Genomic DNA, 25,020 nt, shown 5'->3' with positions numbered 1-25,020 from the left:
GAACGGGGGACGCAAATGAGCGCCGCCGCCGGAGTGCCGGGAATGACTTCGGGCGAAGCCCCGCGCCGCGTCCTGGTGACCGGTGCCAGCGGGCTGCTCGGCGGTGCCGTCGCGCGGCTGCTGGCGGAGAAGGGCCACACGGTCCGGACCCTGCAGCGCACCCCCATGCCGTCCGTGCCTGTCATGCCTGCCGCTGCAGGCGTGGCTGCTGCCGGCGCGGCCGCCGGCGTGGCCGCTGTGGCTGCTGCCGGCGGGCAGAGGCCTGCTGCCATCGAGGCCGTCGCCGGTTCCGTCTCCGACCCGGCCGCCGTCGCCCGTGCTGTCGAGGGGATGGACGCCGTCATGCACCTGGCGGCAAAGGTGTCCTTCACCGGTGAGTGGCAGGACTTCGTGGACACCAACATCATCGGAACGCGGACCCTGCTCGAGGCGGCGAAGGCAGCCGGAATCCGGGACTTCGTCTTTGTGTCCTCGCCGTCGGTGGCGCATTTCGGCGGGCCGATCGCCGGAGCGGACGCCGGCACCGCCGATCCGGACCGGGCCCGCGGTTTTTACGCCCGGTCCAAGGCCGCCGCTGAGCTGCTCGCCCTGGCCGAGGACTCCCCCGGTTTCCGGGTTGGAGCCATCCGCCCGCACATCGTCTGGGGGCCCGGCGACACCCAGCTGGTGGAGCGCGTCATTGACCGCGCCCGCTCCGGCCGGCTGCCGCTGCTCAACGGCGGAACGGCCCTGATCGACACCACGTACATCAGCAACGCCGCGGCGGCCATCGTGCGCGGGCTGGAACGGATGGACCATGCCCACGGGCAGGCGCTGGTGGTGACCAACGGGCAGCCCCGTCCGGTGGGCGAACTGCTGGCCGGCATCTGCGCCGCCGCCGGCGTTGCCGCACCGGCGTGGAGTGTTCCGGGCGGGCTGGCCCGCGGCGCCGGATCCGTCATCGAACGCCTGTGGCTGGCCGCCGGAACCCGCGGCCTGGTGCAGGACGAGCCGCCGATGACCCGGTTCCTGGCCGAGCAGCTGTCCACGTCGCACTGGTTTGACCAGCGCCGCACCCGCGAGGTGCTGGACTGGACGCCGGCGGTGACGGTGGAGGACGGCATGCGGCGGCTCGCCGCCCACTACGGCGGCACCGCGGCCTGACGGAACTGCAACCCTTACGTCACTACCGCTTCACAGCAGAGGAACTCCATGGACAGCGTCAAGGTAATCGAAAACTGGCCGGTCGAGCATGCTTCCGCCGCCGTCATTCTGGCCGACGGCAGCGTGGCCGGCAGCTCCGGGGACATCGAGCGGCGTTATCCGCTGGCCTCGGTGACCAAGCTCCTGACCGCTTACAGCATGCTGGTGGCACTGGACGAAGGAGCACTGGAACTGGACCAGCCCGCCGGGCCCGAGGGCTCCACGGTGCGGCACCTGCTGGCGCACAGCGCCGGCTACGACTTCGGTGAACGCACCGTCCGCTACGAGCCGGGGACCCGGCGCCTGTACTCCAATGCCGGCTTCGAAGTGCTCGGGGAAACCCTGGAGGAGGCCACCGGCATTTCCATGGCCGACTACATGCGCGACGGCGTTCTCGTTCCCCTGGGCATGACCGCCACCGCCTTGGAGGGATCCCCGGCCGCCGGCGCCGTGTCGACAGTGGCCGATCTCAGCCGTTTTGCCGCCGAGCTGCAGCAGCCGGTGCTCACCGCACCCGGGCGCCTGGCCGAGGCAACCGCCGTGGTGTTCCCCGGGTTGTCCGGCGTGCTGCCCGGGTTTGGCCGGCAGAAGGAAAACGACTGGGGACTGGGCTTCGAGATCCGCAACTCCAAGTCCCCGCACTGGACCGGGGGCGACAGCTCACCGCGGACGTTCGGGCACTTCGGCCAGTCCGGCACCTTCCTGTGGGTCGATCCCGACGCCGGTGCTGCCGCCGTCGCCCTGACGGACCGTGACTTCGGGCCCTGGGCTGCCGAAGTGTGGCCGCCCTTCACCGACGGCGTCCTCGCGGAGCTTCGCCGCTCCTAACGCCCGGCCCGCGGCTCCGTGGCTCCGCTGCAGCGCTTGGTGAGGCGGTGTTCCGGGCAACAGGTGTGCACGTATGGCGGGTTAGGGCAACCGGAAGTCACCTGAGCTGCGCACGAGGGCAACCACCCGCCCGGCCACACGTCGGCAGCCCGACGTCGGTTGTACAGATAACGGGCCTAATCCGGGCAGCCCGACGTCCGTTGTACAGATAACGGGCCTAATCCGGGCAGCCCGACGTCCGTTGTACAGATAACGGGCCTTCACGCGCCCGGCCCGACGTCGGTTGTACAGATAACGGGCCTTCACGCGCCCGGCCCGACGTCGGTTGTACAGATAACGGGTCTACACCGCCCGGCCCGACGTTGGTTGTACAGATAACGGGCCTAAACCGCGGAAATGACCCCATTAGCTGTACAACGGACGGCGCCGGCAGAAAGCCTCGCCCGCAAGTAGCCGGAAACCCGAAAGGCCCCTACCAGCGGCCGTTGCGGGGCCGGGGCTGGCAGACCGGGCAGCTGTACGAGGAGCGGTTCATGAACGAATCGCGCCGGATCAGGGTGGACAGCCCGAGCGCGGCACACCGCGGACACGGTTCGCCCTCGCGGCCGTAAGCGTTCAAGGACCGGGAAAAGTAGCCCGAGGCGCCGTTCACGTTGACGTAAAGGGAATCGAAGCTGGTGCCGCCGGCGGCCAGGGCCCGGGTCATGACGTCGCACGCGGACTCGATCAGGCGAAGGGCATCGGCGCGGCGCATCGTATCGGTGGGCCGGGCGAAGTGCAGCTTCGCGGCCCAGAGGGCTTCGTCGGCGTAAATATTGCCGACCCCGGAGACCAGCCCCTGGTCCAGCAGGGCCCGCTTGATGCCGGTCCGGCGTTTGCGCAGCCGCGTGTAGAACTCTTCAAAGGAGAACGCCGGGTCCAGCGGATCGCGGGCAATATGCGCGGCTTCTCCGGGGATCAGCGGCAGGCCGGTCTCCGACAAACCGCCGGGGCGCCGTCGGGCGTGGGCTGCAGGTCGGTGAGGAAGACGCCGCCGAAAATCCGCTGGTCCACGAACCGCAGCTCTGCGGGCATCGGGGTTCCGTCGCCGGACACCGCGGGGCTGAGCGTAAAGCGGACCTTGAGGTGCTTTTCGTCGGGCAGGTGCGAATCTTCCATCAGCAGCTGTCCGCTCATGCCCAGGTGCGCCATCAGCGCCAGCCGGGGAACGCCGCCGTCGTTCGACGGGAGGGACGGCGCAACGGACTCCGGGGCGGAGGTCGCGGAAGTCGCGGAGGCGGCAGAAGTCGCGGAGGAGGCGGGCGAACCCAGGGGCTCCGCAAGGGCGGAAGCCTCCACCAGCGGCATCCAGAGGAACTTGCCGCGGCGGGCCACGTCGGTGACGACAGCGCCCTCGAGGTTGCCGACTAGGTCCTCGGGTCCGGCGGCGTGCCGGCGCACGGACCGGGGGTCTAGGATGTCGACGCCGGTGATGGTCCGGCCGCGGACCCATGAGGCCAGTCCGCGGCGGACCACTTCGACTTCGGGCAGTTCGGGCACGGAGCTAGGCTCCGGCGGCCGCGGAGCTGCCGGTCGGGCAGACCATCTTCCAGGTGGCGGCGGCAGCTTCCTGCTCCGCTTCCTTCTTGGAATGGCCCACGCCGCTGCCGTAGGGCTTGCCACCGATGTGGAGCACGGCGGCAAAGCTGCGGGAATGGTCGGGACCGGAGCCGGTGACCTGGTATTCAATCTCGCCGAGCTTCCGGCTCGCCGCGATCTCCTGGATGCTGGTCTTCCAGTCGGTGCCCGCGCCAAGCGCGTCGGCGTTCTGCAGCAGCGGGCCGATCAGCCGCATCACCATGGCACGGGCGGTTTCGATCCCGTGGCACAGGTAGACGGCGCCGATCAGGGCTTCGGTGGTGTCCGCCAGGATGGAGGACTTGTCGCGGCCCTTGGTGAGTTTTTCGCCCTGCCCCAGCAGGAGGTACTGGCCCAGTTCAAGTTCCCGGGCCACCCCGGCCAGCGCGCGGGTGCTGACGACGGCGGCGCGGCGCTTGGCCAGCTCGCCCTCGGACAGGTCCGGGTTGTCCCGGTACAGCGCGTCGGTGACGGAAAAGCCCAGGATGGAGTCCCCCAGAAACTCCAGGCGTTCGTTCGTGGGGATCCCGCCCTGCTCGTAAGCGTAGGAGCGGTGCGTGAGGGCAAGACGAAGCGTCCCGGCGTCGATATCGACACCGAGACGCTTCAGAAGCTCTTCAGTATTCTTCACTTTTTGGTATTGACCCGAAAAGCAGTATTCACGTCCCGATCCGGAGAACCGCACCGGGAAGGAACACTGGTTTTAGACGTCCGCTACCTTGCGGCCCTTGTATTCAAGGAACAGCGCGGTACCAGCTGAATCGGTCACAACCTTGGCCTGGTGAGGCAGGCTGTAGGTGACGCGGCCGTTCTCAACGGTCTTCACCAGGTTGGGGGCAGTTGCCTTCCACTGGGACCGGCGTGCACGCGTATTCGAGCGGGACATTTTCCGCTTGGGAACAGCCACGACTAACTCTCTTCTCTCTCGTCTGACTCTGTACTTGTTGCCGCAGAATTGTCTGCGGCGCTGCCAGCCAGCCCGGAGAGGGCTGCCCAGCGAGGATCCACGCTTTGGTGGTGGTGACCCGGATCCTCCTCAAGGCGCGCTCCGCATTCGGAGCAAAGGCCTTCGCAGTCCTCCCGGCACACCGGCTGGAACGGCAGGGTGGTGACCACTGCGTCCCGCAAAACCGGCTCAAGATCGATGACATCTCGCTCGATCCGGTGTTGCTCTTCTTCCTCTTCTGTTCCGAAGGACTCAGCGTCCTCGTAGTAGAAGAGTTCCTGCACATCGACTTCCTCGTCGTACGCGATGGGCTTCAGGCACCGTCCGCATTCTCCCTGAACAGGAGCGATGACGGTTCCGGATACCAAAATCCCCTCGTGCACGGCTTCGAACCTCAGGTCCAGATCGAGATCTGCGCCTTCCGGTACGCCGATAAGCGCAACACCGAAGTCCTTCGGTGCCGGAACATGTTCGTGCATAGTCCGCATAACCCCCGGGCTGCGCCCGAGATCCTTGACGCTGATGGCCAAGGGCGACGAACCCGGATTAATCCGCGACTGAACGCTAATGAGAACTCCTGTAGAACATAGACCGACATATCATCTTAGCCTGATACGGCCGATTCTCTCAAACTGCGCCGCGCCTCCCCTCGAATCGGGGCAGGGCCCGGGCTGCTCGTTCCAGTTTACAGGCCATGGCCCCGCAGGTTTACCCGAGCCCTGCCCGGCTCGCATTAGGGCGCCGCTCGCATAAACTGTCGGGATGCTATCCGCCCTCCGCGCCATGCCGCACCGCCTGGTGGTCCGGCTTCAGCGCGGAGTGCCTCGCTGGGTCGACGCCGCCGTCGTCACCATTGTCTCCGCCGTGCTGATCTGGGTGTTTGCCGCGGCCACCCTCTTCTACTATCCGCAGGTGCACCAGCCGGCCAAGGCGGACGCCATTGTGGTCCTCGCCGGCGCGGCATCCGAACGACTGCCGGTGGGCCGCGAACTGTCCTACCAGGGGTACGCCGAGGAGCTGGTCCTTTCCACCACGGACACCCCGGGCAACCGAATCACCGACATGCACTGCGACTACATTTCCAGTCCCACCGTGACCTGCTTCCTTCCGGAACCGCTGACCACCCGCGGCGAAGCCCGCGCCGTCGCCCGGCTGGCCGCCGACAACGGCTGGGACAACCTCATCGTGGTGACCTCCCGCTATCACCTGCTGCGCGCTGAAACCAACATCAGCCAGTGCACGACGGCGGCACTCACCATGGTGCCCTCGGATCCCGAGCTTTCGGCCGGGCAGTGGCTGGGCAGGTTTGTGGAGGAAACCGGCGGGCTGGCGGCCGCCGTGCTGCGGCCGGCCTGCGCCAGCCGGATCTAGGCCGGCCTGCGCCAGCCGGATCCAGGCCGGGAGTGCCAGCCGGGCGCGCCAACCGGATTTACGGCCGCCGGGGCAGCGGAAACGCGTCCAGCAGGGCGTCCAGGGAAATCCGCAGCCGCGGCAACGCGGCCTTCCGGGCCAGCACGGCCGGATGCATGTCCCGGGCTGCGGCCGCGGTCATGCTCACCGCGGCGACTGCCGAGGCATCCAGCGTGGTGAAAAAATCCCGGAACTTGAACGTGTCTCCGGCAATCAGGGCGTCCTCGATCCGCACCCAGACCCACGGCACTCCGTAGGCCTGCGCCACGATAATCCCGTGCAGCGAACTGGAAATACAGACGCGGGCAGCTGCAACCTCCCGGACCACCTGCTCCACCCCCTGCCGGGCATCAATGACGTGCACACCCCGGCTCCCCGGCCCTCACTGGTTTCTCCGGCTTCCCCGGACGCTGAGGCTTTTCCGGACGTCGAAGAATTCGCGGACGCCGAAGGTTCGTCGAATGTCCCGCGAGGGCCGAACAAGCCCTGGTGGTCCACGTGCGGCAGCACCGCCACCCTGCCCTGGGACGGCTGGCCGTCCGGCACCGGAAGGAAGCGCGGCAGCAGGAGCGCCGGGTCGCCGTACACCTCCGGCACCGTCCAGCTCAGCCGCGAGCGCAGTTCGTTCGCGGTGAGTTCGCCCCGGACGGCGTCGATCCGGATTCCCCGGAGCCCCGCCAGCCGCGTCACAGTCCCGGACGACAGCGGCGTCATCAGCCCCGCACCCCAGATCCGGGTGCCGTCCTGCTCCAGCCAGCCCGCGGTTGATCCGACGGTCACCAGGGGCGGTACGGACAGGTTGCGCCGCCAGCCGTTCACGGGGGTCAGTCCGGTCAGGCTGCGCACCAGCCAGGGCCCGACGGCGTCGCCGAAGTTGGCGCGTTCGTCCCACCAGAGCAGGTTCACCCCGCCGTCGGGAACCTCCCGGGTCCCGGACGCAACCGCTGAAGCCGGTGCCAGGAGCCCGGACAGCCGCCGTCGGGCCTCCGCCAAAGCGGCCCTCGAGTGCTCCTCCGGCGCCCCGGCCGGCAGGTACTGCAGCAGGTGCCGCTCGCCGGCATCCGGCGCATCGTCCCGGACCAGGTCAGCGCGCTCGATCAACGCGTTGCGCAGTAGCACCGACCCCGGCGCCGTCTCCGCTGCGGTTTCCCCGCCGGTGTCCACGCCGGTCTCCACGGCCCGTACGGACACCGCGGTTCCGGCACCGCCGCCGGCCGGCACCAGTTCCACGGCAAAACGGTGTCCGCCAACATCCAGGGGCTCGGAGAGTTCCCGGGCCGCCGTACCCCTGGGCACCGGTTTAGGCGCCCTGGTCCTGCTGCAGCCGCCGGTACGCCGCGAGGGGCACCAGTTCCTTGACGTCGCCGCCGAGCGCGGAGACTTCCTTGATCAGTGTGGAGGACAGGTGGGTGTACCGGCTCTCGGCCGGCAGGAACACGGTTTCGACGCCGGTGAGGTGACGGTTCATGACGGCCATGGGCAGCTCGTACTGGTAATCCTGAACCGAGCGCAGCCCCTTGACGATGGCGTCCACGCCGTGCTCACGGCAGAAGTCCGCCAGCAGGCCCTCACCCATCGGAACCACCGACACCCCGCGCAGCGCGCCCAGAGTTTCGCGGGCCATGGCCAGGCGTTCCGGGCCGGAAAACCGGTACTTCTTGGCGTAGTTGGTGGAGACCGCCACGATCACTTCATCGAACAGGCTGGCTGCGCGGGCAATCACCTCCACGTGTCCGTTGTGGAGGGGGTCATAGGAGCCGGGGCATACAGCGCGTCGCATAGATCGAATCTACCCGGTGAAAGGGGTAATACTGGAAGGCATGAGCTTCCCCTATCCCGCACCGTTGTTACGCTCCGACTCCGCCGGCGGAACTCCGCCCTGGCAGCGCCTTGCCGCCGGAGCCAATTTGCTCGGCGCGGACGGCGCGCTCGGGGTGACGATCTTCGAGGAAATCACGCTCCTGTCCGGCCGGCACAACGCCATCAACCTGGGCCAGGGCTTCCCGGATGAGGACGGCCCGGCCGAAGTCATGGACGCCGCCCGGGCTGCCATCAGCGCCGGCGCCAACCAGTACGCGCCCGGGCAGGGCCTGCCCGTGCTGCGCAACGCCGTCGCCGCCCATCAGGAACGCTTCTACGGGATCTCTCTGGACCCCGACACGCAGATCATCGTCAGCACCGGCGCCACCGAAGCCATCGCCGCGGCCCTGCTCGCACTCACCGGTCCCGGCGACGAGGTGCTGACCTTCGAACCGTTCTACGACTCCTACGGTGCCGTGATCGGTCTCAGCGGCGCCACCCACACCACGGCCCCGCTGCGGGCCCCGGACTTCCAGCCGGACCTGGCCACCCTGGAGGAGCCCTTCTCCGAGCGCACCCGGGTGGTGCTGGTCAACAACCCGCACAATCCCACCGGCGCGGTCTTTCCGGCCGAAACCCTGCAGCGGATCGTGGAGCTCGCCGCGAAGTACAACGCCGTGATCATCACCGACGAGGTGTACGAGCACCTCACCTTCGGCCCGCGCCACATTCCCGTCGCCACCCTTCCCGGAGCGGCCGAGCGCACGCTGACGATCTCCTCCGCCGGAAAGACGTTCTCCTTCACCGGCTGGAAAATCGGATGGCTCTCCGGCCCTGCGGAGCTGGTGGCCGCTGTCCGCGCGGTGAAGTCCTTCCTCAGCTACAGTTCCGGCACCCCGTTCCAGAGCGCCATTGCCGTGGGCCTGGGCCTGGAGGACGCGTTCTTCACCGGTATCGCGCAGACCCTGCAGGCCAAGCGGGACGTCCTGAGTGAAGGACTGCGCGCCGCGGGCCTGACCGTGTTTGAGCCGCAGGGCACCTACTTCGTCAATGCCGACGTCGCGCCCCTGGGCATCACAGACGCCACGGCACTGGCCCGCCGGCTGCCGGAGTTGGTGGGGGTGGGCGCCATCCCGGTGGCGGTATTCTGCCACGAGGACGGCGCCCGCCGCACCCGCACCCTGCTGCGCTTCGCGTTCTGTAAGAAGACCGAGGTGCTGCAGGAAGCCGCCGAACGCATCTCGAAGCTGGGACAGGTGCTCTGATGGGGGCGCAGGACAAGACCCCGCATAAAACACCGTCCCGGCTGCTGCGCGGCATCGGCGCCCATGCCACCATCACCGAGGACGGCTTCACCCCCGGGGCCTGGGTGCTGAGCATCGGTGGCGCCGAGCAGTCGCACGTGAACCTGGCCCATCCGGAGGACATCTTTTACGAGTACCTGCGCCGGATCGGTAACGTCCTGGATCTGGCGGCGCCCGCGGGGCAGCCGCTGCGGGCACTGCATCTGGGGGCCGGAGCGCTGACCCTCACCCGGTACCTGCAGGCCACCCGGCCCGGATCCAAGCAGCACGCGGTGGAGCTGGAGCGCGAGCTGCTGGACTTCGTCCTGGCACATCTGCCGCTGCCGGAGGGCACCTTGCTGGAAACAGTGATCGGTGATGCCCGCGACTCGCTGTCGAACTACGAGCCCGGATCCTTTGACGCCATAGTCCTCGACGTCTTCGCCGGAGCCGACGCGCCCGAACACCTGACCACGCCCGAGTTCTACGCCGAGGCCGCCGCCCTGCTCTCCCCCACCGGCGTGCTGCTGGTAAACGTGGGTGACGACCCCGGGATGGCCTTCTGCCGCAGGCAGATCCGCGCCCTGCAGGAGGGCCTGACGAACATCCCCGGAGCCGGGTTCGCGGCCCTGGCCGAGAAATCCATGTTCACGGGGCGTTTTCCCGGCAACATCGTGCTCGCGGCCACCGCTTTCCCCTGGCCCGAGGAATGGACCGCACAGCTGCTGGCGGCCGGCCCGCATCCGGCCGACGTGCTGACGGGTGAGCGGTTGGATGTGTTTGCCTCGGGTTCCTAGAGCGTGTTGCTAAGCGTGGCCTGTTTGCTTTTCCATAGCATGAGCGCATGGACAAGGTGGTTTGGTGGGAAGTCGAGACGACCGATCCAGAGCTCTTTCAACAGTTTCATGCGGCGCTATCAGGTTGGTTTTTTGAGCCTGCCTTCGCGGACACGGAGTTGGGTGCGGACTACTGGATCATCAAGGCAGGCGATCGCGGAATTGGCGGGCTTCGGCGGGCCGACCCGTCGGCGTCTCCTCCGTCTGCAGGGCCACGTTTGTATGTGGCTGTCGATGATCTTGAGGCAGCGCTCGACCGTGTTGCAGCGCTCGGCGGCCTGGTAGAGCGGTCCCGGGTTGCTTTGGGTGGCGACGATCGGTGGTTCGGCCTTTTCCGAGATCCGACCGGGGTGTCCTTCGGCATGTGGACCGAGCACGCAAGGCGGCCGTGAGACATGGTGTCGTGTGACCCCTTCACTGGCACGCCAACAGCTTTAGCAACACGGCTTAGCCGTCAGCGGCGGCTCCGGCACCTTCGGCTGAGGACGGCTCCGCGAACCACAGCGTGGTTTCCCCGTACTTACGCTCACTGAAGCGCTCCATGCCCTGGGGCCACTCCGGTTCCGGCGAGCGCGTGGAGCGTTCCAGCACGACGACGGCGCCCTCGGCCAGATGCCGCGGCAGTGCCCGCAGCACCGAGTTCAGGTCCTCTTCGGCCAGGTCGTAGGGCGGATCCAGGAACACCACGTCCCAGGTGACGTCGGCGGGCACGCGCAGCAGGTAGGTGTCGGCCTTGGCCCGGTGCACGTTCACCACGGACCGGCCGGCCGCGTCGTTGATCAGTTTGGCATTCTGCTTGCAGGTGCCTGCGGCCTTGTCGGCCAGCTCCACCAGGTCCACGGAGACGGCGCCGCGGCTGGCGCTCTCCACACCGAGCGCACCGGAGCCTGCGAACAGATCCAGCACGCGGGCGCCGGACAGGACGTCATAGGACTCCAGCCGGGAGAACAGGGCCTCCTTGACGCGGTCCGTGGTGGGGCGGGTTCCTGTTCCGGGAACACTGGTCAGGGAGGTTCCGCCGGCGGTTCCGGCAATGATGCGGCTCATGGGTTTTACTGTATCGGGCTTTGGCGCAGCGACATTTTCTCAAATACTGATCCGCTGTTTCACCCACACGAGTACGGTCCTGGTTCTCTGAACAACCACGACGATTAGGACGAACCGGCCATGACATATCTCATCGGCTCCCACCATGTGACCCTCTCGGTGGGAGCGGCCCAGGAGGACGTGGATTTCCATACCCGAGTCCTTGGCATGCGCTTCATCAAGAAGACCGTCCTCTATGACGGCTCCAAACCCGTGTACCACCTGTACTACTCCAATGCGGACGGCGATCCTTCCTCCGTGGTGACAACTTTCCCCTGGGCCCAGCACGGCCTGTTCGGCACCCGCGGAACCAACCAGGCCCGCGAGGTGCTGCTGTCAGTGCCGGACGGGTCGCTGGACTTCTGGGCGCAGCGCCTCAGCGACCACGAGGTGGAGAACGTGCAGGTTGAGATCTTCGGCGAGCGGCGAGTCGCTTTCCACCACCCCTCCGGGGTGGAGTATCAGCTGGTGGGCACTTCAGAGGATCCCCGCCGGGGATTCACCGGACACGGCGTACCCGACACGGCCGCGATCCACGGCATTCACGGCGTGGGTATCCACGTGTATGACGCCGACCGGATGGTCGACTTTGGCAACGAGGCCTTCTTTGCCCGGGACCAGATCCTGGAGGAGGGCGACCGTGCACGCTTCCAGGTGGGCAAGAGCGATTTCGGCAACTGGATAGAACTTACGGGCAACCGCACCGATGCCCAGGAACGTGGCGCTACGGTGCTGGGACCTATCACCACTTCGCGTGGAATCTGGACACCTTGCAGAATCAGGAAGAGGCGAAGTTCGAGATTGAAGGTGCGGGTTACACCGATATCTCCGAGCTCAAGGACCGGACCTACTTCAAGTCCCACTATGTGCGCTCCCCTGGTGGCGCGCTGTTCGAGCTCGCCGTTACCCACGAGGACGGCGGCTGGGACTGCGACGAGTCCCCCGAGGAGCTGGGCCGGGCATTCATGCTGCCGCCGCAGTTTGAGCACGAACGCGAACACATTATGTCCCAGCTTGAACCCGTTACGACGGACGACGACTGATTCCGCCGGCGCGACACGGGCGGCGCTCCCTCCGTCACAAGATTGGGAAAGGCGCCGCCCGGCTTCCTTCTTCGCGCCTCAACTGCAGGAGCATCGTGCAATCAACTCCGCATTCCAACCCACATCTGACTCACGAGCCCCACTGGTACGGGGCGGCCCTCGGGGAAGCCTCCTGCTCGTCTATGCAGTCCATGGGCGGGAGCAAACCCCGGCCTTCATGACGCAGGTGGCCGACCGCGTGGACATGCCCGGGATAGCGTGGGTCCTGCCGGCAGCGCACCACCGAAGCTGGTACCCGGAGAGCTTCCTTGCCCCGGTCGAGGGGAATCAACCAGCGCTCGATGATGCCCTGGAAACCGTCCGCACGCAGCTGGGCGCCCTGCTGGACCTGGATGGGCCGCCCGTGGTCGTGCTGGGTTTCTCACAGGGCGCATGCCTGCTGTCCGAATACCTCCTGCGGGACCAGCCGCGCCTGGCCGGGGCGTTTCTCCACACCGGCGGTTACCTCGGCTCGTCCGAACGAGAGTGGGCCGTTTCTTCACAGTCCACTCTGCGTGGCCTGGCGGTGGAGCTATGCACCGCCCGGGAAGACGTTTGGGTCCCCCTGCACCGCGTCGAAGCAACACGGCAGGCCCTCCGTTCCCTCGGGGCCGCGGTCGAGCTGACGATCTACGACGATTCCGACCACCACCTCAATGACGATTCCATCGGAAGGATCCGCCGTTATCTCAGGCGCCGAACGGTTTTGCCCACCGGAAAGTAGCGCAGCAGCCACTGAAAAACACCCTGAGCAGGAGCAGATGACCATGGCCCTAACTTTTGAACATGTCAGTCTTGGTCAGCGGGTGCTGTTCGGATTCGGCAGGGCCGCAGACAACCTGAGGGCCGAGGTCGCGAGGTTCAATGCGAAGCGGGTGATGGTGATCGCCTCAGGGGCCGGAGCACAGGCCGCCGCCGACGTTTCCGCAGGAATTGACGTCGCCGTGAATTATGACGACGTGGCAGCGCACGTACCGATCGAAAAAGCCGAGAAAGCCAGGGCCGCCGTAGCCGGCCACGGGATCGACCTCCTGGTGAGTATCGGCGGCGGCTCAACCATCGGGCTGGCCAAAGCCGTGGCCCTGACCTCGGGCCTGCCGATCGTCGCTGTACCCACCACCTATGCCGGCTCGGAGGCGACAAACGTCTGGGGCCTGACCGACGCATCGGGTAAGACCACCGGCACCGATGACCGGGTCCTGCCGGCGACCGTGATCTATGACGCCGCGTTGACCCTGTCTCTTCCGGTGGATCTGTCGGTGGCCTCCGGACTGAACGGTTTGGCCCACTGCATCGATTCGATGTGGGCCCCGGAGGCGGACCCGATCAACCAGGCCCTGGCGGCGGAGGGCATCCGGGCCCTGAGCCGTGGCCTGCCCCGCATTTTCGAGAACCCGCAGGACCTGGCCGGCCGGGAACAGGCCCTTTACGGCGCGTACCTCTCGGCTGTCGCCTTCGCCTCCGCCGGTTCCGGAATGCACCATAAGATTTGCCACGTTCTCGGAGGCACCTGGAAGATGCCCCACGCACAGACCCACGCCACGGTGCTGCCCTATGTGCTCGCATTCAACGCGCCCGAGGCGCCGGACGCCGCTGCCCGGATCGCTGGCGCCTTCGGTTCCGAAGATGCCGCGGCAGGCTTGAACCGCCTCCGTACCGCAGTCAACGCGCCCAAAGCGCTGAAGAACTACGGTTTTGCGGAGAAGGACATACCCGAGGCAGTGGAACTGATCCTGCCCGTGATCCCCGCTTCGAATCCGCGGAAGGTTAGCCCCTCGAGTCTCACCGAGCTGCTCACCGCAGCCTGGGCCGGAACCACGCCGGGCACCTAAAGAACCCACGATGGGACGGACATCGCCGAAGCCCGCCCGTGGCTTTGACTGGCGGCTCCGGCCGAGGTGTCAGCCGCGGTCCAGGAAGGCTTCCTTCTCCGGGTTGAGGTAGTCCTCGATGGCCTCGTTCAGGGCCGGATGCATGTGCAGGTCCGGATCCTCCTCGACCAGCGCCGTGGCGTCGGCGCGGGCCTTCTCGATCAACGCTTCATCCTGAATGGCGCGCAGCAGCTTCAGGGTGGAGCGGCCGCCGGACTGCGAGGCGCCGAGGATGTCGCCTTCGCGGCGCAGCTCCAGGTCCCGGCGGGAGAGTTCAAAGCCGTCGGTGGTCGCTGCCACCGCCTCCAGCCGTTCCCGGCTGGGATGTCCGGGTTCCAGCCGGGTCACCAGCAGGCACGTTCCTGGCAGCCCGCCGCGGCCCACGCGTCCGCGCAGCTGGTGCAGCTGGGACATTCCAAACCGGTCGGCGTCCTCGATAACCATCAGGGTAGCGTTGTGGACATCCACGCCCACCTCGATGACCGTGGTGGAAATCAGCAGGTCAATGTCGCCGCGGTTGAAGGCCGCCATGGTTTCGGTCTTGTCCGCCGGGTCCAGCCGCCCGTGCAGCACGCCGATCCGCACGCCGGCGAGCGCCGGAACCTCGGAGAGCTGCTGGTGCATTTCCAGAACGGAGGCCAGGTTCAGTTTGTCCGCCTTGCTGCCGGCGCCCGGGCCGTCGTTGAAGAAGGCCATATCAAAGCCCGGTTCGTCCTCCCGGTCGCCGATCTTGGGGCAGACCACGTACACCTGCCGGCCGGCGTCGATCTCTTCCCGGGCGCGTTCCCAGATGCGGCGGTTCCAGGCCGGTTTTTCCGCCAGCGGCGCCATGTAGGTGGAGATGGGTGCGCGGCCGGCGGGCAGCTCGGCGAGCGTGGAGACGTTGAGGTCCCCGAACACGGTCATGGCCACGGTCCGCGGAATGGGGGTGGCGGTCATGACCAGCAGGTGCGGCGTGCTGCGGCCTTTGGTGCGCAGCACGTCGCGCTGTTCGACGCCGAAGCGGTGCTGCTCGTCGACGACGACGAGTCCCAGGTCGGCGAACTGCACCTGGTCCGAGAGCAGGGCGTGCGTGCCGATGACGATTCCTGCGCTGCCGCTCGCAGCATCCAGCAGGGCGGCCCGCCGCTGGGCGGTGTTCATGGAGCCGGTCAGCAGCGTCACCTGCGTGGCGTCGTCGTCGCTGCCCAGCTGTCCGCCCCGGCCCAGCGGGCCCAGGGTCCGGGTGATGGACTCGTAGTGCTGCGCGGCGAGGACTTCGGTGGGGGCCAGCAGCGCGGCCTGCCCGCCGGCGTCGATCACCTGCAGCATGGCGCGCAGGGCCACCAGGGTTTTGCCGGACCCCACTTCGCCCTGCAGCAGCCGGTTCATTGGATGCGGCCGGCTCAGGTCGTCGCTCAGTTCCCGGCCGACGTCGAACTGGCCGTGAGTCAGGGTGAACGGCAGGGAGGCGTCGAAGCGGTCCAGGAGCCCGCCGGTCCGCGGCGGGCGCGCAGTGGCGTCCTCGCGGGCGGCGATGCTGCGGCGCCGGGCCAGGGCGGTCTGCAGCACCAGGGCTTCCTGGTAGCGGAACCGGTGCCGGGCCTTATAGGCCTCCCCGACCTCGGAGGGCCGGTGGATTTTCTCGTAGGCCTCGGCCAGGCCGAGCAGGTGTTCGCGCTGGCGGATGGGCTCCGGAATGGGGTCCTGCAGTTCTTCGGGCTGCAGGGTGACCAGCAGCGTGTCCACCGCCTTCTTGATGTCCCAGCTGTTGAGTTTGGCGGTGGCCGGGTAGAGGGGGATGGGGCGCTTGGCCTCCTCCTCGTCGTCGGCGTCGTCGTTCAGCACCACGTAGTTCGGGTTGGTCAGCGTGAGGTTGTGCCGGTACACGCTCACCTTGCCGGAGAACATGGCGCGGGTGCCCACGGTCAGTTCCTGCTTCGCCTTCCAGCCGTTAAAGAACGTCAGGTGCAGCTGGCCCAGGGCGCCGGAGTCATCATCGGTGACGGTGACTTCCAGCAGCATTCCCTTGCGGGTCTGCATTTGCCGGGAGTTGGCGGTCTGCACCCGCGCGATCAGCGTGACGTCCTCGTCATACGGGATGTCCGCGATCTGGGTGAGCTCGCCGCGCTCCATGTAGCGCCGCGGAAAGTGGTGCAGCAGGTCCCCGACCGTTTTCAGGCCCAGCTGCTTGTCGAGCTTGGTGGCGGACGGCTTGCCGATGCGCCGGTCGAGCGGAAAATCGAGTTCCGGGGAACGTTGGACTTCATGGGCCTCGTGGATTTCGCTGCCCTCGGCGATTTCCTTCGTTTCGTGGCCGTCGGCGGAGAGCTCGGTGATGGTCAGGTTCATGGGTTCGCCCACGGTGCGCAGCAGGTCGATGGCGGTGCCGGCGTCGGGCGTGTGGACGTGCACGCGCCAGCGGTACCCTCCCCCACGGCGTTCACGGCGCTCATGATCACCGAGTCGCCCACCTCGTCCAGCTGCAGGCGCAGGGTCGCGGCGTCCAGCGGGCTGAGGTTGATGGTGCACATGACCTCCACCCCTTCCATCCGCGGCATGTCGCTGTGAATGTGCGGTGCCTGAACGTCGTAGCCGTGCAGGCCATCGAGCAGTTCCTCCTGCAGTTCCTCGCCCAGGGCGGCGGCACGCAGGGCGTCCAGCACAAGCAGGAAGCCGACGCCGCCGGCGTCGACCACTTTGGCCTGGGTGAGCGCGTCCAGCTGCAGTTCGGTGTGCACGACGGCGGCCAGGCCGGCGTCCATCACGGCGCGCAGGGTGGCGGCCAGGCCCACGTTGCTGTCGTCGCCGGTTTGGGCGGCCTCTTCGTCCATCGCGGCGCGGGCCGCTTCCTCCAGCACGGAGAGCATGGTACCCGGCACGGGATCGCTGAGGACAGACCAGGACCGCAGCTGGGCCCGGTGCAGTGCCGTGGCCAGCAGGGTGCGGAGAGTCGGGTGCTGCCCTGCAGCGGTTCGGCCATGGCGCTCAGGAACACGGAGAGCAGGGTGCCGGAGTTGCCCTTGGCGTCCTCCATGGCCGCGCGTCCGGCGATGCCGAGCAGTTCACCGATGTCGGTGGTGTCGACGTCGGCGACGGCCCGGGAGGCGGAGCGGAGGGTGAGGTAGAGGTTGGTGCCGGTGTCGCCGTCGGCCACCGGAAAGATGTTGATGGCGTTGAGCCGGTCACTGTGGTTGCCCAGGGAGACTTCAGCGTTGCTCAACCATCGCTTCAGCGCCTGTGCATTCGCGGTGATTTTGGTCTGCAAAGTGATCCCGTTTCCGTGCTGTTGCTGCTGTGCTGGCCCCGGGCCTGCTTGCTGCCCCACATTGCCCCCGAGCCGGTTTGGTCAGTAGGAAGCCTACCGCAGGGACCTTGGCGGTGCCGATAACGATTTGCACAAATGTGGGAAGGTTGAGTCTATGGCGCACAAGCAGTACCCGGACATTGCCGCGGCGAGACACATGAAGGACACGCCTCTGGAGCCACAGAAGGGCACCGGCCGCGGAAAGCGGGCCGACGCTTCGGCGAGCCCGGCGAAACCAGCTACCGCGCCGTTGGCAAAGAAGGACAAGGCCTATCGGAAGAAACGCTTCGTGGCCTTGGTCCTGACAACGCTGGTGTGCCTCTCGGTGCCGACCCTGATCACCCTTTTGGTGCTTTTCGGCTAAGCCTTACCGCCACCGGCCGCGCGTGTCCTAAGATCAGGAATTTTGGAAGGCATAACCCCAACGTAAACGAATCGGCTAGACTGGCAGCAAATAACAGTCTCTTGTCAAGCGTATTTGGGGGAATCTCATGCCAGTCATCATGCCTATTTATGGAACCCGACCGGAAGCCATCAAAATGGCTCCGATTGTCGCAGCACTTCAGGAATCCAAAACCCTGGACTGCTTCGTGACGGTCACGGGCCAGCACCGGTCGATGCTGGATCAGGTCAATGGCCTTTTTGACATCGTTCCGGACCATGACCTGAACATTTTCTCCCCCGGGCAAACCCTGAACGGAATTCTTACCAAGACCATCGACGGTTTGGACAAGCTTTTCAGTGTCAACAAGCCGGATGCCGTGATTGTCCAGGGCGACACCACCACGTCCACGGCTGGCGCCATTGCGGCTTTTTACCATGGGATCCCGGTGGTGCACGTTGAAGCGGGATTGCGAAGCCATGATCTCTTCTCGCCGTTCCCTGAGGAAGCGAACCGCAAGATGACCTCGCAGATCGCCAGTTTGCACCTTGCTCCGACCACAACCAGCCGGGACAATCTCCTGGCCGAAAACGTGACCGCGGACGACATTGTTGTCTCCGGCAACAGTGTCATTGATGCGCTGTTCATGACCGTGGATAAGGACATTCCGTTCACCGACCCGAAGCTTGAAGAGCTGGCAGCAGCCGGCGGACGCATTCTGCTGTCCACCACGCACCGGCGCGAGAACCAGGGCGAAGCGATGCGTGGAGTGGGCCGGGCACTGGCCCGCATCGCCGCCGCCGAACCTGAGCTGACCATCGTGCTCCCCCTGCACAAAAACCCCGTGGTGCGCGACGCCGTGATGCCCTTCATCGAAGGCATCGACAACATCGTCGTCACCGAGCCGCTGGCCTACGGCGAGTTCACCCGCATGCTGTCCCTCTCCCACCTGGTCCTGACCGACTCCGGCGGAGTCCAGGAAGAAGCACCCAGCCTCGGCAAGCCCGTCCTGGTGATGCGGGAGAACACCGAGCGCCCGGAGGCCGTTGTGGCCGGAACGGTCAAGCTGATCGGCACGGACGAGGACCGCATTGTTTCCGAGGTGGACCGGCTCCTGAACGACCAGGCGTACTTCAACTCCATGGCCAACGCCGTAAACCCCTACGGTGACGGCAAGGCCGCCGAGCGGACCGTTGCCGCGATCGAGCAGCTGCTCGGTATTGGCAAACGAGTTTTGGACTTCGCCAGCTAGCATCGGCAGCCCTTTGGCTGCTGGTAGAGCCCCGAACACCGTGCTAATCCCCACTTCTAGGAACCATGTTAAATTCAGAACGATCGCTCCGGCTTCGAGAAATAGCTTTGAGTCAACTTCCAGCTTCTTCTTCGAGTGAGGCGCAGGCACGAGCGTCCAAGTTCCTGGATCAGGAACTAATCTCCTCCGTCCAATTTGGCGATCAGCCGTTCAACGGTGGACGGGTATGGAGTGCCTCAACTACACGAGCCAACGAGCGTTACTTGCATGGCTTCCTGTTCTTCATTGACTGGTCGAAAACGCTCCTAGCACAGGGTAATCCGAGGTGTGAAGAGGGCGCCGGGGCCGCTCTTGCCATCATTGGACGGTGGGCAGACCTTCATCCGAGTCGCGAGCCGTCTTCAAACATGGCCTATCACGACGAGACGACCGCGCAGCGTCTGATCAACTTGATCTCGATTTATCCTGCCCTGGTTCGGACACTTGGAGAACAAGCGACTGCTCCGGTCCAAGCCCTCATGGAATCAACCGCGGCAGTTCTTGCACGAGACGACTTCCATGCCGGAAACAATAACCACGGCATGTTTCAAGACTTGTCCTTGCTCTATTACAGTCTGCTGTGTGCAACGGATCCTGGCGTAATGCAAAAATATTATGAGCTCTCTCTGCGCCGCCTAAGGAACTACTTCTCCACGTGCTACACCTCCGATGGTGTCCACGTGGAAAACACACCTACTTATCATCTCCTCGTCTCTCGTCAGCTTGCCAATGTGCACAAGCTGGTGGAGGCTGCTGATCACGAAGACGCGGATTACTACGGACAGCTTGTTCAAAATGCCGAAACATATGCCGCCCATGCGCTGATGCCGGATGGAAAGTACCCGCCCATCAGTGATACCCAGCAAGTCGATACAAGCAAATCCGGGATGGCAAAGGTCTTCCCCGGGTCTGCCTTCCAGTATGCTTCCACTTGCGGCCGAAAGGGCGTGGCCCCGCAAGCCCGCGTACTCGTTCTTCCAGACTCCGGCTATGCTATTTATCGCAGCAGCTGGGGTGACCCAGATGCGGTCTACGCATTTTTTCAGCCGCTTACAATGCCGATTATCACAAGCACTCAGATGATTTAAGTCTCTTCCTACGCAGCAAAGGCATTGATTTACTCAGTGAGTCGGGACCGTACGGATACGATTACAAACACCCATTCTCCAGATACGCCTACTCCCAGTACTCACACAATTCACTCGTTGTAGATGGAGTCAGCCTCCCCCGGACCGATGGGCTCAGGCATAAGGTTCAGCTAGTCCGAGAGGCAGAGACTGAAACAGACTTCACAGTCGTGGGGACTAACGGCCGCTATCCAGACACCATCCACAACAGGCGGTTGCAGGTTCAGGAAAACGGAGGAATGCCGTCGTTTTTCCTTACAGACACCATCATTAGCTCCCAGCCGCATACATACCAACTGTTGTGGAACCTCGGTCCGGATGTTCGGGCGCACCTGACGACAAACGGCTTCGACCTCATGCACGGCGCTATCAAGGTTCTGGAACTTCGCTTAGAGGGAGATGTACCAGTGCGGATATCGCTTCACGAGGGCGAACAGAAGCCGCGCCCGCTGGGATGGAGGTTTCCGCGCTTCGGCCACGCTGTGCCAACCCAAGTTGTCATGATCAAATTCGAAGGTGCCGCTGCGGAGCTAGAGACAACTATTCGCCTTTCAGATTTTGAAAGGGTCCCCGCGGAACAAGTGTCATCACCTGCCTCAGCCAGCCTTCGTTCCATGACCACTCCAGCCGCGTACAATATTACCGCTGGCCCGTTAGGCACAAGCATTCACATCGCCGCTGAACTGCCCTCCTCTACTGAGGTCGCCTATAGGTTGTATCGCGGTTCAGAGCCAGTGTCCATGAGCCGCTATTCCAGAAGCCATGAGGCTCTTTTCGACGACTTGGCACCTGGACGTTACCGGATCAGGGTCTTCACAAGACAAAACGCTGTGGATACCCCAACAGCTTTCACGACAAAATGGGTACAGATCTAGGTACTGCATGGCAAACCGGCGCTTCCACCGTGTTGAGATAAAATGAGTGGATGAACTATCGATTACGGGACCTGAGCCAGTACGAAGACGCACCTCTTCACCAGTACAACTCTTTTAGGGATTTTTTGCGAGTTGAGGTGCGACACGGCATTTCTCGCATTTCTTCGAACGAGATGCACCTCGATTTTTTGTACGAGGACAAGGGTTCTCCGGTAACCTTCGTGTACTTTCATGCCGCCCTGGGGCTCAAGCAGGCCTACCCCTTTTTCGGGGGCCGGGGGATGATCGACGGTTTCCCCGTGAATTATCTGGGCATCGCCGATCCAGTAGCCGGATTAGTCAATGCTCCCACTGCTGGCTGGCACCTCGGGACGTCTCAGATGCCACTTCATGAGAACCTCGCTCAGGTTATTGCTCACGTCCTAGCCACTGGTTCGGGGACGCAACTTATGTTTTTTGGTGCTTCGGCTGGCGGGTTTGCTTCTCTCTACTATGGAGCTCAGTTTAAATCTTCTCTTTCCGTAGTCGTGAATCCTAGGACAGCCCTGTTTAACAGTCCACACACATTTGAGGAATATCGCGATGTGGCTTATCCGGGAACTCAAACCGACGATTTCGGCTCGTTCCTGAGTATGGACACAGCGACCTTGCACGCTTCCGGTGAAGCGAACACGGTCGCTTATATACAAAACCTACAGGATAAGCGATTTCTCAATAATCAATTGATTCCTTTCCTCGAGCAATGCCCCGGGAATGAAAGGATCTACCTCAAGGTTGGAGAATATGGCGTAGGACACGTCGTGCCGCCGAGAAGTGTCCTCCGAAAGGCGATTAAAGCCTCCCTGCGGACAGCACCCGATTGGAAACGTGGCCTCCTGGCCGACGGGTTCTCCCGGGGTCCGTCTGCCGACGGGTTAGCCGACGCGAGCCGAGCAAGCATAAAGGCAGCATCTTCCGGAAAAAACAAGCGAGCTAGGACTACTGCCGCTTGGATCGATCACACACGCCGACGGCTTTACGCCAAATGGCATGCCCCGGTCGCTGGGTCGCCTCAGCGCCGACTCCTGCGTACCCTGCCCACCGGGAATGGTATGCCCCTAGCGGCGGAGGACCCTGCACAGCAGTCCAGTCGTGCCGGGTAAATGCCAGACTGAACCGCGAAAGCACACGGTGCACGGTCGGATGCCCCGCCTGCGCCCGAACCCGCCTGGACCCCACCGTCAGTTCACATGCAGACGGATTGCCACCGTTCGGTCTAAACGCAGGTCCTCTTCTGGTTGCGGTGCGGCCTGCTGGAACGGTTGGCCATTCCTGCCGGACATTGCTCGCGGTACAGCGCACCCCACCAGCTGCTGTGGAGACAGAGGGCTTCGAAGTGTTCAGCGGCTCGTCGCTGAAACTGCTGCTGGTCCCTGGTTGGGTCCCCGTTAGCAGTCCAGTTGGCATGGGCCCTTATAGGTAGTCCAGTTTTACGTGAGTGGGGCATAGTGACTGCAGGAGGTCACCGCATGCCTTTCCAATATCCACGTTCTGTCTGGCGCGGCATCAGTATCCGTCTGCGCCAGGGCGAATCCGTCGTGTCCATCTCCGCCGAGACCGGAATCTGCCAGGGCACTCTATACCGGTGGAAACACCAGGCTCTTGTGGATGCCGGCATCAAAGAAGGAACACCAAGCCCGGATGCCAGTGACCTCGTTTCGGCCCGCAAGAGAATCCGCCAGCTCGAGGAAGAACTAGCGATCGTCAAGGCCGCCAGCGCGTTGTTCGACCAGACAGAGGTGGTGCGCCCAAAAGGAAAACCGCAGTCGTCGCCGGGCTCGTCGCCCAAGGATTCTCCGCCCGCCGGGCCTGCATCAGCGTAGACCTGAACCGGTCAACCTACCTCAAACACCTTCGTGCCGAACCCTCAATTCGTGCGATCAGACGCAGCATTGTTGCCGACTACGTGCGCCTCATTCACCGCAAATCCAAAGGCACCTACGGATGGCGACGGATCAGAGCTGAGCTGCTTGATGAATACGAAATGATCGTCAATCGTAAACTCATCATGGCCATCATGATCGAGCACGAAATCGCCGGAGTCCCGCGCCCCAGCGCGTTCCGCAACCCGCTGGCGGACAAGCGCACCGACAACGATCTGGTTAACCGGATCTTCACAGCTGACGGGCCGAACAGGCTATGGCTGACCGACGTTACTGAACACCCCACCAGAGAAGGCAAGGTCTACTGTTGCGTCGTCTTGGATTGCTTCGCCCGCACCGCTGTCAGCCGCTCCTTCTCAAGGATCAACGACACCGCCCTGGTCAACCGTGCCATCACGCAGGCTCAACGAAGCCGGGACCGTGACGGAGCGACCATCATGCACTCAGATCACGGATCGAACTTCACCTCTTGGGGATTCAGCGAGAACCTGCGCAGCTGGGACCTCACACCCTCGCTGGGCAGCGTCGGAGATTGCTACGACAACGCGGCCATGGAGTCATTCTGGGGCCGCATGCAGACTGAACTGCTCAATACGCGAAAACCTTGGGCAACAGTCATTGAACTGGTCACAGCAATGGACAAGTGGCTGGACTTCTACAACGAAAAACGCAGGCATAGCTACACGGGCTATATGAGCCCCGACCAATACGAAGTACTTTGGAACGACATCAATAACCCGCTCCTATTCACATAAGACCGGTGGAAAACGCAGGGACCGTATCAAGTGCTTATGCGATAGCTAATTGGTTGTTGATCGTCCAGGTTTCCCAGTACCGCTTCGGCGTCATACCGTTCAGGGATCCGTGGGGACGCTCATGATTGTAGATAGCTTTCCATTCCTCGGCCAAATACTCCGCTTCGGCCATCGTGTCCATGATTTCTCCGGCGAGCTGCTCCCTTCTGAACTGGGCGTTGAAAGACTCAATGAACCCGTTCTGCCATGGTGATCCCGGGTCGATAAACGCCGTTTCGACCCCGGCAGCAGCGCACCAGTCAATGAGCGCGCCGGCTGTAAACTCAGGCCCGTTATCGCACCGGACATAGGTTGGTTCAATGCCGGTCTCCGCGATGATGTTCTCCAGCACCGCGACCACATCGGTGGCCTTGAACGACCGGCGCGGGATAATCGCCAGGGCGGTGCGGGTGTATTCATCGATGACATTGAAAAACCGGATATGCCGGCCGCAGGTGGTGACACCGGACTGGAAGTCGAAGCTAAGGGCAGGCATCGGATACTCTGCCGACAACCGCTTCTCCTCCCCGGCGCCGGGCCCGGTACGGCGTTTCTTCCGCGCTTTGGGCTTGCACGTCAGGCCTTCCTCGCGCCAGAGCCGACGCACCCGCTTCCCGTTCAAGGCCACCCCGGCCCAGGCAGGTTGGGTACGCAGGTGCCAGCGGGCTTTCCTCCACCCCCACGCCGGATGCTTCGCTGCCACCGCACGCAGTGCTGCCCGCAGTTCGGCTTCCCCGAAACCCATGTCAGGCTTCTTCTTGCGGAAGGCTGAGCGGTTCTGGCCCAGGATTTCGCAGGCGAGGCGTTCGGACGCCCCGAACTTCTCCACCGCCATGCGCACGGCACGGCGGCGGGGTTCAGGGCTCAGAATTTTCCCTTAGCCACCTCGTTCAGGATGTCGATGGCCAGTTCCTTCTCCGCCAGCAGCCGCTTGAGTCGGGAGTTCTCCTTCTCCAGCTCCTTCGTCCGCTTCGACGCCTCGGCGTTCTTCTCGGAGCCGTACTGGTTCAACCACCGGTACCAAGTCGCCTCGGTGACCTGAAGTTCCTTGATGACCTCAATCAGCGGGTGTCCGTCGTTGAGCATTTTCTGGCCCTGCCGGACCTTAGCGATGACCTCCTCGGGCGTGTGTCTGCGTGCCATGAGTCGTGAATTTCCTCCTGTGTCCATTCTCGGACACGAAACTCACATAAACACCGGACTTCTGCACGGGACCCCAACCACCCCCACCGCACCGGACCGGACCGGCTGTAAGTGCACGCGGGGCCTGAGTCCGCCATCAGCCGTAAGTATTAGACATGAAGATCCCCTAGGCGGTGTGATTTAGGCACGCTCACATCGTCCGGAGGCCTTCCTCACGTCATGTTCGACGACGTGCACGTATCCAATCTCCGTAGCAAGT

Annotated in this window: 24 protein-coding genes and 3 pseudogenes; 16 read left to right on the top strand and 11 right to left on the bottom strand. The window is 64.4% G+C overall.

Translation table 11 applies throughout. From position 1 onward, the window contains the following. The first annotated feature begins 42 nt into the window (after positions 1–42). Both OL239_RS07310 and OL239_RS07305 read left to right on the top strand, forming a co-directional pair. Positions 43–1,143, top strand: a complete 1,101-nt coding sequence (locus tag OL239_RS07310; RefSeq protein ID WP_268911304.1) for an NAD-dependent epimerase/dehydratase family protein — start codon at positions 43–45, stop codon at positions 1,141–1,143. A 48-nt stretch (positions 1,144–1,191) separates the two neighbouring features. Continuing rightward, positions 1,192–2,010, top strand: coding sequence for a serine hydrolase domain-containing protein (locus tag OL239_RS07305; protein ID WP_268911303.1), 819 nt, complete (start codon positions 1,192–1,194; stop codon positions 2,008–2,010). A gap of 472 nt (positions 2,011–2,482) precedes the next feature. On the opposite strand, the pseudogene mutM reads toward OL239_RS07305, so the two are convergent. The 4 genes and pseudogenes from mutM to OL239_RS07285 form a co-directional block, all read right to left on the bottom strand. Continuing rightward, positions 2,483–3,549 (bottom strand): annotated as a pseudogene (mutM, locus tag OL239_RS07300) (bifunctional DNA-formamidopyrimidine glycosylase/DNA-(apurinic or apyrimidinic site) lyase). 4 nt (positions 3,550–3,553) lie between these two features. Beyond that, the gene (gene rnc / locus OL239_RS07295) at positions 3,554–4,258 is read right to left on the bottom strand and encodes a ribonuclease III (RefSeq protein ID WP_268911302.1); all 705 of its coding nucleotides are present in this window, start codon (positions 4,256–4,258) and stop codon (positions 3,554–3,556) included. Positions 4,259–4,330: 72 nt separating this feature from the next. Further along, positions 4,331–4,534: a 50S ribosomal protein L32 gene (rpmF, locus tag OL239_RS07290; protein ID WP_055240805.1), complete on the bottom strand. Its 204-nt coding sequence runs from the start codon at positions 4,532–4,534 to the stop codon at positions 4,331–4,333. Between the two features lie 2 nt (positions 4,535–4,536). Continuing rightward, entirely contained in the window at positions 4,537–5,103 is a 567-nt protein-coding gene (locus tag OL239_RS07285; protein WP_268911300.1) for a YceD family protein, read from the bottom strand. 232 nt (positions 5,104–5,335) lie between these two features. Here OL239_RS07285 and OL239_RS07280 point away from each other — a divergent pair, with 232 nt between their 5' ends. After that, positions 5,336–5,944 (top strand): YdcF family protein, encoded by a 609-nt coding sequence (locus OL239_RS07280; protein WP_268911299.1) that lies wholly within the window; start codon positions 5,336–5,338, stop codon positions 5,942–5,944. A gap of 58 nt (positions 5,945–6,002) precedes the next feature. Here OL239_RS07280 and OL239_RS07275 read toward each other — a convergent pair whose 3' ends face one another. Genes OL239_RS07275 through coaD form a run of 3 tightly spaced genes read right to left on the bottom strand, consistent with a single transcriptional unit; the run spans position 6,003 to position 7,763 of the window. After that, the gene (locus tag OL239_RS07275) at positions 6,003–6,311 is read right to left on the bottom strand and encodes a hypothetical protein (RefSeq protein WP_442864242.1); all 309 of its coding nucleotides are present in this window, start codon (positions 6,309–6,311) and stop codon (positions 6,003–6,005) included. Next, complete coding sequence (locus OL239_RS07270) at positions 6,197–7,279, bottom strand: hypothetical protein (protein WP_268911297.1); 1,083 nt, start codon at positions 7,277–7,279, stop codon at positions 6,197–6,199. Before OL239_RS07270 ends, OL239_RS07275 begins: the two co-directional genes overlap by 115 nt. 4 nt (positions 7,280–7,283) lie before the next feature. Next, positions 7,284–7,763: a pantetheine-phosphate adenylyltransferase gene (gene coaD, locus OL239_RS07265; RefSeq protein ID WP_268911296.1), complete on the bottom strand. Its 480-nt coding sequence runs from the start codon at positions 7,761–7,763 to the stop codon at positions 7,284–7,286. Between the two features lie 40 nt (positions 7,764–7,803). Between coaD and OL239_RS07260 the strand changes: the two genes are divergently transcribed. The 3 genes from OL239_RS07260 to OL239_RS07250 are packed head-to-tail and all read left to right on the top strand — an operon-like array spanning position 7,804 to position 10,294. Continuing rightward, entirely contained in the window at positions 7,804–9,048 is a 1,245-nt protein-coding gene (locus tag OL239_RS07260) for an aminotransferase class I/II-fold pyridoxal phosphate-dependent enzyme (protein WP_268911295.1), read from the top strand. Then, a complete protein-coding gene (locus OL239_RS07255) occupies positions 9,048–9,863 on the top strand; it encodes a spermidine synthase (protein ID WP_268911294.1) in 816 nt (271 codons plus the stop codon). The genes OL239_RS07260 and OL239_RS07255 overlap by 1 nt, the downstream gene beginning before the upstream one ends. 47 nt (positions 9,864–9,910) lie before the next feature. Continuing rightward, positions 9,911–10,294 (top strand): VOC family protein, encoded by a 384-nt coding sequence (locus tag OL239_RS07250; RefSeq protein WP_268911293.1) that lies wholly within the window; start codon positions 9,911–9,913, stop codon positions 10,292–10,294. A 55-nt stretch (positions 10,295–10,349) separates the two neighbouring features. Here the strand turns inward: OL239_RS07250 and rsmD are convergent, their stop codons facing one another. Then, entirely contained in the window at positions 10,350–10,949 is a 600-nt protein-coding gene (gene rsmD / locus OL239_RS07245) for a 16S rRNA (guanine(966)-N(2))-methyltransferase RsmD (RefSeq protein WP_268911292.1), read from the bottom strand. Between the two features lie 809 nt (positions 10,950–11,758). Between rsmD and OL239_RS07235 the strand changes: the two genes are divergently transcribed. The 3 genes from OL239_RS07235 (at position 11,759) to OL239_RS07225 (ending at position 13,902) form a co-directional block, all read left to right on the top strand. After that, on the top strand, positions 11,759–12,031 hold the full coding sequence (locus OL239_RS07235) for a hypothetical protein (RefSeq protein ID WP_268911834.1): 273 nt from the start codon (positions 11,759–11,761) through the stop codon (positions 12,029–12,031). A gap of 217 nt (positions 12,032–12,248) precedes the next feature. Further along, positions 12,249–12,794 carry an alpha/beta hydrolase gene (locus OL239_RS07230; RefSeq protein WP_268911695.1) on the top strand — a complete coding sequence of 182 codons (546 nt, stop codon included), beginning with the start codon at positions 12,249–12,251 and terminating at the stop codon, positions 12,792–12,794. Between the two features lie 43 nt (positions 12,795–12,837). After that, on the top strand, positions 12,838–13,902 hold the full coding sequence (locus OL239_RS07225; RefSeq protein WP_268911291.1) for a maleylacetate reductase: 1,065 nt from the start codon (positions 12,838–12,840) through the stop codon (positions 13,900–13,902). A 69-nt stretch (positions 13,903–13,971) separates the two neighbouring features. On the opposite strand, the gene recG is transcribed toward OL239_RS07225, so the two are convergent. Both recG and OL239_RS07215 read right to left on the bottom strand, forming a co-directional pair. Then, positions 13,972–16,335: an ATP-dependent DNA helicase RecG gene (recG, locus tag OL239_RS07220; RefSeq protein WP_268911290.1), complete on the bottom strand. Its 2,364-nt coding sequence runs from the start codon at positions 16,333–16,335 to the stop codon at positions 13,972–13,974. Then, positions 16,269–17,077, bottom strand: a pseudogene (locus OL239_RS07215) (DAK2 domain-containing protein). Before OL239_RS07215 ends, recG begins: the two are co-directional and overlap by 67 nt. 265 nt (positions 17,078–17,342) lie before the next feature. On the opposite strand from OL239_RS07215, the gene OL239_RS07210 reads away from it, so the two are divergent. From OL239_RS07210 to OL239_RS07180, 7 genes and pseudogenes are all read left to right on the top strand, one after another. Continuing rightward, positions 17,343–17,591 (top strand): hypothetical protein, encoded by a 249-nt coding sequence (locus OL239_RS07210; protein WP_268911289.1) that lies wholly within the window; start codon positions 17,343–17,345, stop codon positions 17,589–17,591. 127 nt (positions 17,592–17,718) lie between these two features. Next, positions 17,719–18,861: a non-hydrolyzing UDP-N-acetylglucosamine 2-epimerase gene (gene wecB / locus OL239_RS07205; protein WP_268911288.1), complete on the top strand. Its 1,143-nt coding sequence runs from the start codon at positions 17,719–17,721 to the stop codon at positions 18,859–18,861. A 65-nt stretch (positions 18,862–18,926) separates the two neighbouring features. Next, positions 18,927–19,988 (top strand): heparinase II/III family protein, encoded by a 1,062-nt coding sequence (locus tag OL239_RS07200; RefSeq protein WP_268911287.1) that lies wholly within the window; start codon positions 18,927–18,929, stop codon positions 19,986–19,988. Then, positions 19,937–20,902: a heparinase II/III domain-containing protein gene (locus tag OL239_RS07195; protein WP_268911694.1), complete on the top strand. Its 966-nt coding sequence runs from the start codon at positions 19,937–19,939 to the stop codon at positions 20,900–20,902. The genes OL239_RS07200 and OL239_RS07195 overlap by 52 nt, the downstream gene beginning before the upstream one ends. Positions 20,903–20,952: 50 nt before the next feature. Beyond that, on the top strand, positions 20,953–22,044 hold the full coding sequence (locus tag OL239_RS07190) for a hypothetical protein (RefSeq protein ID WP_268911286.1): 1,092 nt from the start codon (positions 20,953–20,955) through the stop codon (positions 22,042–22,044). A gap of 366 nt (positions 22,045–22,410) precedes the next feature. Then, positions 22,411–22,764, top strand: a complete 354-nt coding sequence (locus tag OL239_RS07185) for a transposase (protein WP_268911285.1) — start codon at positions 22,411–22,413, stop codon at positions 22,762–22,764. Further along, positions 22,746–23,579 (top strand): annotated as a pseudogene (locus OL239_RS07180) (IS3 family transposase); the annotation flags it as partial. The gene OL239_RS07185 and the pseudogene OL239_RS07180, both read left to right, overlap by 19 nt. Before the next feature lie 34 nt (positions 23,580–23,613). On the opposite strand, the gene OL239_RS07175 reads toward OL239_RS07180, so the two are convergent. Then, positions 23,614–24,761 (bottom strand): IS3 family transposase gene (locus OL239_RS07175; protein WP_268911284.1). Its coding sequence is split into 2 segments (ribosomal slippage): positions 23,614–24,488 and positions 24,488–24,761, totalling 1,149 coding nucleotides; the frame shifts between segments, so codons are not numbered across the junction. Positions 24,762–25,020: the final 259 nt, after the last annotated feature.

The organism is Arthrobacter sp. ATA002 (genome assembly GCF_026898095.1).
Lineage (GTDB): Bacteria > Actinomycetota > Actinomycetes > Actinomycetales > Micrococcaceae > Arthrobacter_B.
This window is presented reverse-complemented; position numbering and strand designations above follow the sequence as displayed.